This is a genomic window from Amycolatopsis tucumanensis (genome assembly GCF_021654135.1).
Lineage (GTDB): Bacteria > Actinomycetota > Actinomycetes > Mycobacteriales > Pseudonocardiaceae > Amycolatopsis_E > Amycolatopsis_E tucumanensis.
In genome coordinates this window covers 1-5,068 of record NZ_JAKGSD010000116.1, presented here as the reverse complement: position 1 = coordinate 5,068, position 5,068 = coordinate 1, and the positions used below count along the sequence as shown (strand labels likewise).

Sequence of the window (5,068 nt, the reverse complement as noted above, 5' to 3'; positions counted from 1 at the left end):
ATATCACCTTGAGCCAGGGCCGCAAGGTTGGCATGTTCGGCCGCCGGAGAGAGCCCGGGTTGCGGCCCTGGCTCAAGGTGATCGCGCCGGTGTCAGGCGACGGGATGACCACCCAGCTCGGGGTGTGTGCGGCCTAGCGTCCGCTGGGGCTGAGGTTCAGCATCTTCCCGGCCAGCCCACGGGCCCGCACCGAGAGCTTCTTCGCCACGTCCCGCAGCACGAGAGACGCCGGAGCCTCGGGTTCGGCGAGGACCAGCGGCGTTCCGGCGTCACCCTGCTCCCGCAGGCGCGGGTCGAGCGGCACCTGGCCCAGCAACGGCACCTCGGAGCCCACCGATTTCGACAGCGAATCGGCCACGGTCTTGCCGCCGCCGGAGCCGAAGATCTCCATCCGCTCGCCAGAGGGCGTCTCCAGCCAGGACATGTTCTCGATGACCCCGGCGACCCGCTGCCGCGTCTGCATCGCGATCGCGCCGGCCCGTTCGGCGACCTCCGCCGCGGCCTGCTGCGGCGTGGTCACCACCAGGATCTCCGCGTTCGGGATCAGCTGGGCCACCGAAATGGCGATGTCACCGGTGCCCGGCGGCAGGTCCAGCAGCAGGATGTCCAGGTCGCCCCAGAACACGTCGGCCAGGAACTGCTGCAGCGCACGGTGCAGCATCGGGCCGCGCCACACCACCGGCGTGTTGCCCGGGGTGAACATGCCGATGGAAATGACCTTCACGCCGTGCGCCTGCGGCGGCATGATCATCTGCTCGACCTTCGTCGGCTTCTCGCGCGCGCCCAGCATGCGCGGCACCGAGTGGCCGTAGATGTCCGCGTCCACCACACCGACCGACAGCCCGCGCTCGGCCATCGCCACCGCGAGGTTGACCGTCACGCTCGACTTGCCGACCCCGCCCTTGCCGGACGCGACGCAGTACACCCGCGTCATCGAGCCCGGCTGGGCGAACGGGATGACCGGCTCCGCCGCATCACCACGCAGCTGTTTCCGCAGCTCAGTGCGTTGCTCGTCGCTCATCACGTCGAGCTCCACCCGGACGTCGCGCACCCCGGGGAGCTTGCCGACCGCGGCCTTGGTGTCCTTGGTGATGGTGTCCTTGAGCGGACAGCCGGCCACCGTCAGGTACACCGCGACCGTGACGACGCCGTCCTCGGCGACCGTGACGTCCTTGACCATGCCGAGCTCGGTGATGGGCTTGCGGATCTCGGGGTCGTGAACGTCCTTCAGCGCCGCCCGGACGTCCTCGACACTGGGGATCTGCTGCGTACTGGTCACCCCACCATGCTACGGACCGGTAATGGCCTCTGCCTGGGCCCTATTGCTTTTGCCACGTCGCGGCTTGGTGTTGAGGTCCTCACGCAGCTTGTCCAGCTCCCCGCGCAGGTAGTCGCGGGTCGCGACCTCGCCGACCGCCAGGCGCAGCGCGGCCAGCTCGCGCGCCAGGTACTCGGTGTCGGCCTTGGTCTGCGCCGCCCGGTGCCGGTCCTCCTCCAGCGACACCCGGTCCCGGTCGTCCTGCCGGTTCTGCGCGAGCAGGATCAGCGGCGCCGCGTACGCCGCCTGCGTGGAGAACGCCAGGTTGAGCAGGATGAACGGGTACGGGTCCCAGCGCAGGGCGGCCGCGCTCAGGTTGACGATGATCCACACGACGACGATGAGGGTCTGCCAGAACAGGTACTTCCCGGTGCCGAGGAACCGGGCCAGCCGCTCGGACAGCCGTCCGAAGCTGTCCGGGTCGATGCTGACCAGTGGGCCCCGTCCGGAGCGGGGCTGGTCGAGGCGGCGCCGCGCGGTCAACTCAGGCACTGTCGATCTCCTGTCCCTCGGTGATGTCGTGCAGCCCGGTCTCGCGCCAGCGGTCGGGCAGCAGGTGGTCGAGCAGGTCGTCGACCGTGACGGCGCCCAGCAGGTGGTCCTGGTCGTCCACCACCGGACCGCACGCCAGGTTGTAGGCCGCGAAGTAGCGGGTGATCTCCGGCAGGTCGGCGTCCGGGCCGAGTGCGGGCAGGTCGGTGTCCACGGCGCTCGCGACCAGCTCGGCAGGCGGTTCCCGGAGCAGGCGCTGGAAGTGCACGCACCCCACGTAGCGGCCGGTCGGGGTCTCGGTCGGCGGGCGGCACACGAAAACCAGGCTGGCCAGCGCGGCGGGCAGGTCGGGGTTGCGGATGTGCGCCAGCGCCTCGGCGATCGTGGCGTCCGGGGTGAGGATGACCGGCTCCGGCGTCATCAGGCCGCCCGCGGTGTCGGAGGAGTAGGTGAGCAGGCGCTTCAGCGGCTCGGACTCGTCCGGGTGCATCAGCTCCAGCAGCCGGCTCTGGTCGGCCGGCGCCAGCTCGGCGAGCAGGTCGGCCGCGTCGTCCGGGTTCATCGCCTCCAGGATGTCCGCGGCGCGCTCCTCGGCGAGGTGCGCGAGCAGTTCCTTCTGGTCCTCCTCGGGCAGTTCCTCCAGCACGTCGGCGAGCCGCTCGTCGTCCATCGAGTCGACCACCTCGTGCCGCCGCTTGGTCGGCAGGTCGCGCATGGTCGCGGCGATGTCGACCGCGCGCATGGTGTCGAACAGCATGAGCAGCTGCCCGGCGCCCTGCGGCTGCCCGGTGAGGTCGGTCAGGCCCAGCCCGCGCACCTCCGACCAGGGCAGGACCTGCAGCGACGACCGCCGCCTGCCGATGCCGAGCCGTCCGGAGCGCTCGCGGACGGCGAGCTTGGCCAGCACCCAGTCGCGGGTGCGGACCGGTTCCATCGCCGCGTCGGCCACCGTGACGCGCGCGTCGGTGGAGGCCAGCCGGGCCTGCGCGTCGATCAGCTGCCCGAGCACGAGGACCTCGTTGGGGCGGCGGTGGAAGCGACGCATGTTGACCGAGCCGGTCGCGAGCGTGACGGCGTTCGGCTCGATCGCGGTGACCCGCAGCATCGGCACGAACACCCGGCGACGGGTGGTCAGCTCGACGACGAGCCCCAGCACCCGCGGCGGCTGCTGGTCGAGCCGCAGGCCGGCGACCAGGTCGCGCACCTTGCCGATGGACTCGCCGTCCGGTCCGAAGACCGGAAGGCCGGCCAGCTGGGCGGCGAAGACCCTGTTCACCATGCCGCCAACCCTATTCGAGCGCCGCCCACTCGGCGATCGCACTGAGGATCGGCACGCTGGGGAAACCACCGTGCTCGGCGGCCCACAACCAGTTGTCCACGGCCCGCACGAGCGTCCAGGCGCGGGCGCGGTCCGGGTCCAGCCCGGCGGCCAGCACACGCACCCGTTCTTCCACTGTGGACTCTCCGAACCGGTTCCACAGCAGGGGGATCAGGCCGAACTCCGGGTCCCCGGCGATCGGCTGCGGGTCGATCACCAGCCACGGTTCCCGTGTGCCTGCGAGGATGTTTTCGTAGTGCAGGTCCTGATTGACCAGTGATGTCCCGGCTCCCGGCCCGAGGTCCCGGCACACGGCGACCGCGGCGTCGAGCAACCGCTTCGGCACCGGACCGCCCAGCCGCGCCCAGTCGGCGGGCATCTCCTCGGCGAACCGGACCGCCTCGTCCCGCAGCGTGCGGCCGAGCGCGGGAGCGGGCACGGTCAGCCGGTGCAGCAGGCCGTGCGTGATCTCCAGCGCCTTGTCCAGCGGCTTGGTGAGCAGCGAGCGGGACGCGTCGAGCCGCTCCAGCAGCAGCGCGCCGCGGGCGCTTTCCAGCAGCCGCACGGCTCCCCGGCCATCCCAGGCGGACAACGCCACCGGCTCGTCGCGGGTGCCGTCGTCCTGCCAGGCGAGCTTCAGCACGAGCGGTTCGCCGTCGCGGCGCACCGGGAACACCAGCGCGGTGTACCCGTGCCACGGCGGGCCCTCGATCACCAGCCCCCACTGCCGGCAGCACCAGTCCGCCAGTTCCGGCAGCGCGGCCAGCCACGGCCGCACCACGTCGCCCTCGTTGTCGATCAGCCGTCGTGAGAACTCCCCAGGTATCCGCACCTCACCCAGACTGCCAGTGATCGGGCACTTCCCAACCGGTGTGACGGGGGTAACATCGCGTCAAGGGACACGCACCCCTGGGAGCCGCCATGCTGGCCGAAATCATCTCCGTCGTCGCGGCCGTGGGGATCACCGGACTCGCCGCCAGTGTCCGCGTGGTCCGCCAGTACGAGCGCGGCCTGGTCTACCGCTTCGGCCGGGTGTCCTCGGCCGTCCGGGAGCCCGGCCTGACCCTGCTGTTGCCGATCGCCGACCGGCTGCAGAAGGTGAACATGCAGATCGTCACCCTCCCGGTGCCCGCGCAGGAGGGCATCACGCGGGACAACGTGACGGTCCGCGTCGACGCCGTCGTGTACTTCAAGGTCATCGACCCCGTGGTCGCCGCCGTCAACGTGCAGGACTACCGGTTCGCCGTCGGGCAGGTGGCCCAGACCTCGCTGCGCTCCATCATCGGCAAGAGCGACCTGGACGACCTGCTGTCCAACCGGGAGCGGCTCAACCAGGGCCTGGAGCTGATGATTGACAGCCCCGCGCTGGACTGGGGCGTGCACATCGACCGCGTGGAGATCAAGGACGTCGCGCTGCCCGAGTCGATGAAGCGGTCGATGTCGCGCCAGGCCGAGGCCGAACGCGAGCGCCGGGCGCGGGTCATTTCCGCCGACGGTGAGCTGCAGGCGTCGCACAAGCTGTCCGAGGCCGCGGGCATCATGGCCGACACCCCGGCGGCGCTGCAGCTGCGCCTGCTGGAGACGGTGGTGCAGGTGGCGGCGGAGAAGAACTCCACCCTGGTGCTGCCGTTCCCCGTGGAGCTGCTCCGCTTTCTCGAACGGCACACCGCCGACAAGCCCGCCGAGCAGCAGGTGAACGGTCAAGCGCCGGCGCCGCGGCAGTCGGAGGAGTCCGCCCCCGGGTGAGGCGCGCCATATGCGGGACGGCATGGCGGGGCTCATACTCGCCGGTAATACCGTCCGCTGACACAGGAGTCGCCCCATGGCCCGTCTGGCCCAGACCGCCGGTCTCACCGACGTGCAGCAAGAGATCCTGTCCACGGTCCGCTCGTTCGTGGACAAGGAGATCATCCCGCACGCCCAGGAGCTGGAGCACGCGG

5 protein-coding genes are annotated in these 5,068 nt (G+C 70.9%); 1 reads left to right on the top strand and 4 read right to left on the bottom strand.

Annotation, left to right across the window (positions count from 1 at the left end):
• Positions 1-133 precede the first annotated feature (133 nt).
• Genes L2C96_RS43905 through L2C96_RS43890 form a run of 4 tightly spaced genes read right to left on the bottom strand, consistent with a single transcriptional unit; the run spans position 134 to position 3,960 of the window.
• Positions 134-1,279, bottom strand: coding sequence for an Mrp/NBP35 family ATP-binding protein (locus tag L2C96_RS43905; RefSeq protein WP_237340294.1), 1,146 nt, complete (start codon positions 1,277-1,279; stop codon positions 134-136).
• Positions 1,280-1,288: 9 nt separating this feature from the next.
• A complete protein-coding gene (locus tag L2C96_RS43900) occupies positions 1,289-1,810 on the bottom strand; it encodes a DUF1003 domain-containing protein (RefSeq protein WP_017986918.1) in 522 nt (173 codons plus the stop codon).
• Complete coding sequence (locus L2C96_RS43895) at positions 1,803-3,089, bottom strand: magnesium transporter MgtE N-terminal domain-containing protein (RefSeq protein ID WP_237340293.1); 1,287 nt, start codon at positions 3,087-3,089, stop codon at positions 1,803-1,805. The genes L2C96_RS43900 and L2C96_RS43895 overlap by 8 nt, the downstream gene beginning before the upstream one ends.
• 10 nt (positions 3,090-3,099) lie before the next feature.
• The gene (locus tag L2C96_RS43890; protein WP_308191247.1) at positions 3,100-3,960 is read right to left on the bottom strand and encodes an aminoglycoside phosphotransferase family protein; all 861 of its coding nucleotides are present in this window, start codon (positions 3,958-3,960) and stop codon (positions 3,100-3,102) included.
• An 89-nt stretch (positions 3,961-4,049) separates the two neighbouring features.
• On the opposite strand from L2C96_RS43890, the gene L2C96_RS43885 reads away from it, so the two are divergent.
• Complete coding sequence (locus tag L2C96_RS43885; protein ID WP_020420936.1) at positions 4,050-4,874, top strand: slipin family protein; 825 nt, start codon at positions 4,050-4,052, stop codon at positions 4,872-4,874.
• Positions 4,875-5,068: the final 194 nt, after the last annotated feature.

Coding starts and splice junctions, on each gene's coding strand:
- L2C96_RS43895 (WP_237340293.1), bottom strand. CDS start 3,089: ATGGTGAACAGGGTCTTCGCCGCCCAGCTGGCCGGCCTTCCGGTCTTC.
- L2C96_RS43885 (WP_020420936.1), top strand. CDS start 4,050: ATGCTGGCCGAAATCATCTCCGTCGTCGCGGCCGTGGGGATCACCGGA.